Genomic DNA, 4,444 nt, shown 5'->3' on the forward strand with positions numbered 1-4,444 from the left:
CAGCCACCCGCAGCTGCTCCACCGTCGGCTCAGCCGGAATCGGCGGCAGCGGATCATCGGACACCTAACAACTGTCCCACCAGTCACACCAGTATCAACCCGCCACGCCGAACACCTGAGTAGTTACCGTACGACGCGGAAGTGCCGATGATCGAGTGTGGCGATTTCATCGACTCCGAGGCGTTCCGCGAGCGCGATCACGGAGGCGTCGGTGGTGCCGAGCGGCAGACCGTCGTACTGACGCACCAACTCAGCCATTCGCACGAAGTCGTCGGGCACCAAGTCGACGAGCTCGAAGTCGACAGCGGCGACGGATTCGAGGAACTTCGCCTCGACCTCCGTGTTGACCCACGCAGCCAGCATGTAGCCGACCTCGGCGACGACTGTCTGCGGGATCAAGAGTCGGCGTTCAGCAAGCCGGAGTCCGCTGAACATCTCCGCACAGGAGTAGTGATCGGCATCGTTGGAGGCCGCGGCGGCGATGAGCGGACCTGAGTCGCAGAGGATCACGAGCGAGGGCGACCAAAGCCTTCAGCGAGGTACTTGTCGATGTTCCGGGCGATGTCGGTGCTCCCGTCCTTGGAGACACCCGCACCGAAGAACGCAGGCGGCCACGATCCCCTCGGCCTGTGCGCGGTCAGCCGACGGGCGTCCGCGAGCAGCGCGTCAACCCGGTCGTCGGGCAGTCCCTCGATCAGGTGGATCAGCTCGTCACGGCTGGCGGTCACATGGTCGATTGTAGGCGGGCCGGCCGACATTGAGCGGCACCCCGCCGTTCAGCGATCACGCCGTCGCGCCTCGAGACGTGTCACAAACTCGTCCCGGGTCAGCCCGATAGACGGGTCCGCCTGCAGCTCCACGGCACGGGACCGGTCGATCGCCTTCTGCTCCTCGGTGACCTCGATCGGCGAAGACTCGATGGTGGTCTCGATGTACTCGACCAGCTCCAACCGCTAATCGAGGCTCATGGCCTCGATGGCTGTCTCAAGAGCGGGATTGACCATGTCCTCAGGATACGACGGGGGGATGCCGAATCCTTCGGCGAGCATCTCATCGGCTCGGCGAGTACCCAGTGCTCCTTGCGGTGAGGGCCACCACGCCGAGCAGACCGGCCAGATCTGCTGAGGTGGCGACACTCAGGGCCGACACCCCATCTCCACCATGGCCGTCTACTGACCAGGGGGCGACCGCGGTCACGCCTATCGCCGACCCGGGCCGATAGTCCGGTGAGGCTGTGCGCGAGCAACCTCCTTGTTCACCTGTCGGGCCCTGGAGGTGACACTGCACGGGGCGAGGATCTCGGGAGTTCGGGTCTGCGACCGGCGCTCCTCCTGGAATCGGTGGAAGCGGGTGAGGGCGGGTGGGCCACGATCGTCAGGTCCGCGGCCCGACCAGTGGCGTCGACCACGTCGCCGGCGGTGCGCCGCATGCCACCGCGGATCTGAACTGGGATCGGGACAGGCCTGTTGCGCAATGCGTCAGCCGGGTCGATCAGGTGGGTCTCGACGCCGGGAGGACCCAGTTGCTCGTTGAGCCCGCGCTTGTCTGACCGAGTTGGGGCGGTCGCACTCGCGGTCATCATACGCGGCACCGACCCAACCCCCGAACTCCTCGTGCGCACCGGCAGCCTCGATGTGCCAGACACGCAGGAAGTGATCGAACCGCCGGCCGCTGGCGCCGCAGCCACTGTTCCGCGCGTGCCACGGCTCGGCTCGAAGCGGCGGTAGTTCAGTTCAAGTGACTTTGACGCGAACATGGCCAGAGGGACCGGCGTCCTGGCGGGCGTGGTTCAGTCCCGTGCGCCGGTTTCGCGTGTTTGTCGTTCGCGGAGCCAGGGGATGAGTCCGCCGGCGAGGGCCACGTCGACCTGTCGTGTCGAGAGGCCATGTCGCGCCACATAGTCCTCATCGCGGGTCTTGTTGTGAACGGTGATCGCGGTTCCGGCGACGAGGGCTTCACGAATGCCGGTAAGCAGGCTCTTCGAGGAGGCCGACTTCGATCTGACCGTCGACGAGGCCGACTTCCTCAGCGAGCGGATCCAGGCGACCTGCCAGGGCAGCTACCTGGCGTGGCTGGTGCGGCACCGCACACCCGGCGACACGGCATACGCGTGGGACGAGTCCCTCACCGCCGGTCTCGACGACGGCCCCGCCCGGGTGCTCGCCCACGCCCGCAGACTGCACCACCTCTACGAGGGCGCACCCCTGCTCTACAACCTGTTGCTCGCCCGGAAGGCGGAGTGGGCAGGCGGGATCGAGAGGTACGAAGGGCAGCTCGAGGAGTGGTCGACCTCGGAGGGTCTGGATGCGGCCGTAGCGGAATGGGATCAAGGGGACTTCTGGATGTGCGTGCTGGAGCAGCGCCGCAGCATCAACGCCGGGACGCGCGACTTCGTGAACCAGTGGGTCGACATGGTCCGGACCGACCCGAGCCTCGCCTGGCGAACGGCCGAGGCCGCCCAACTGGTCGAGGGCCGGGAGCGCCGGCTCAAGAAGGCCCGGTCCCGTTTCGTCGACGCCGATGCGCTCGACCGGTGGGAGGGCGGCTCCGGGGTCGGCGGCCTGAGCTACCGGTGGCCCAACGCGCGGACGCTGGTCAACGACATCCGCGATGGACAGGGTCTGGGCGATGCTTGAGCCGACCACGCGCCACCTGTTCACCGACGGGCTACGCCCGCCGACCGGCTACTCCGTGGACGTCGCGGTAGGCACGACCTACACGCTGGGCCTGACCTCGCTGCTGCTGCCGCCGCTGGCCATGGCGGCACACGACCGCGAGACCAGCGACGGCGACGACCCCGGCGACAGCATCGCGCTGCTGGAGGCGGTGCGCCGCTTCGCTGACCGGATGACGGTGTTCTGCCACGCCGGGGCGATCCACGTGCCCGGGCAGTACCGCCGGATCCTCGCCTTCGCCGAGGACTCCGTCGTCGAGGCGCTCCCCCGCGCCGAAGGCCACATCTTCCACCCCAAGATGTGGGTGCTGCGTTTCACCGACGGCACGCAGCAGCGCCACCGGCTGCTGTGCCTGAGCCGCAACCTGACCGCGGACACCTCGTGGGACACGATCGTGCAGCTGGAGCAGGCCGACGGCGCACCCATCGACGGGGCACCGGCCGGTGAGTTCCTGCGGGCGCTGCCCGACCGGGCGGTCCGGCCCCTCGCCCCGGAGCGTGCCGATCAGCTCGCCGACCTGGCCGACAGCGTCGCCGGCGCGGGCTTCACCGTGCCCGAGCCGTTCACTCGCGGCGAGCTGCACCCGCTCGGCGTCGGCACCGGTCACGGGTGGCCCGTGCCCCCCGGGGCACGGAACGCAGTCGCGATCTCCCCGTTCCTCGACCGCACCACGGTCGAGCGGCTCAAACCGTCCGGGCGCCGCGTCTTCGTGTCGCGGCAGGAGACGTATGCCGAGCTCGGCGCCGCCGCCTTCACCGGGGCGGACGTACGGGTCCTGGATCCCCTCGCGGAGACCGAGATCGAGCAGGAACAACCCGATCACGGCACGCCCTGGTCGGTGCGCAGCGGGCTGCACGCCAAGACCTTCGTGTGGGACTACGACCGCAGCGGCTGTTGCCTGACCGGCTCGGCCAACGCCACCACCGCCGCGTTCACCGGCAACGTCGAGTTCGGCGTGCTGCTGCACGGTCCGCGGCGCAGCTGTGGGGTGGACGCCTGCCTCCCCACCGAGCCACCCAAAGGCGAGGTCAGCCTGGCCCGGGTGCTGGTGCCGCATACCATCGCGGACCCCGAGCCCCAGGTCGACCCGACCCGCGCCGCCGAGGTGGCGGTGACGGCATACCACTCGGCCCTCGCGACGGCCCGCCCTGCCCTGCACGTCACCACAGCCGAGGACGGGACGCGGTATGACGTGCAGCTCGCCTTCTCCGGCACGCTGCCGGAGGACCCGGGACGCACCACGGCCCGGTTGCTCAGCCGGGCCGGGGAGCAGCACGCGCAGCCCATCGAAGGCGAGCCGGTATGGCGTGACGTCACGCTGGCGGACCTCACCCCGTTCGTGGCCATCCGCACGACGGTCACCCTCGAGGGCGGGGACGAGCTGCGCCTGGACTGCGTGCTCAAGGCGGACATGATCGGCGCTCCGGAGGACCGGGCCGCGCGGATGCTGCGCAGCCTGCTGGACTCCGAGGACAGCGTGCTGCGCTACCTGTCCTTCCTGCTCGACGAGAGCGGTGCCGACGCATGGAATCTGGGGCTGGATGGTCAGCGCGAACCCCACGGGGACGCTGGGCCCAGCAGACCGACCTTCGACGACCTGGCGATGCTTGAGACGCTGCTGCGGGCGGCTGCCCGCGGTGATGAGTCACTGACCCGAGTGCACTCACTGCTGGAGGACCTGAAGGACGAGGACGGTCGCCCGAGCGTGGTCTCTGAGGACTTCTTGGGCGTGTGGGCAGCGGTCTGGGCGGCAACGGCCGGGAAGGAGA

The 4,444-nt window shown here is 69.1% G+C and carries 5 protein-coding genes; 2 read left to right on the top strand and 3 right to left on the bottom strand.

The features are described 5' to 3' along the window. Positions 1-123: 123 nt before the first annotated feature. From ACR2FV_RS04985 to ACR2FV_RS04995, 3 genes are read right to left on the bottom strand one after another with little or no spacing between them, the layout of a single operon-like run. A complete protein-coding gene (locus ACR2FV_RS04985; protein ID WP_434014598.1) occupies positions 124-510 on the bottom strand; it encodes a type II toxin-antitoxin system VapC family toxin in 387 nt (128 codons plus the stop codon). Then, a complete protein-coding gene (locus ACR2FV_RS04990; protein ID WP_434014599.1) occupies positions 507-728 on the bottom strand; it encodes a hypothetical protein in 222 nt (73 codons plus the stop codon). The genes ACR2FV_RS04985 and ACR2FV_RS04990 overlap by 4 nt, the downstream gene beginning before the upstream one ends. A 48-nt stretch (positions 729-776) precedes the next feature. After that, positions 777-950, bottom strand: coding sequence for a hypothetical protein (locus ACR2FV_RS04995; protein ID WP_434014600.1), 174 nt, complete (start codon positions 948-950; stop codon positions 777-779). 1,011 nt (positions 951-1,961) lie between these two features. On the opposite strand from ACR2FV_RS04995, the gene ACR2FV_RS05000 reads away from it, so the two are divergent. Then, positions 1,962-2,636 carry a DUF6361 family protein gene (locus ACR2FV_RS05000; RefSeq protein WP_434014601.1) on the top strand — a complete coding sequence of 225 codons (675 nt, stop codon included), beginning with the start codon at positions 1,962-1,964 and terminating at the stop codon, positions 2,634-2,636. Further along, positions 2,629-4,444, top strand: a 1,816-nt coding sequence (locus ACR2FV_RS05005) for a phospholipase D family protein (protein WP_434014602.1), incomplete at its 3' end; no start/stop codon positions are given. The genes ACR2FV_RS05000 and ACR2FV_RS05005, both read left to right, overlap by 8 nt.

The organism is Ornithinimicrobium sp. (genome assembly GCF_051004135.1).
In the GTDB taxonomy this organism is placed as follows: domain Bacteria; phylum Actinomycetota; class Actinomycetes; order Actinomycetales; family Dermatophilaceae; genus Ornithinicoccus.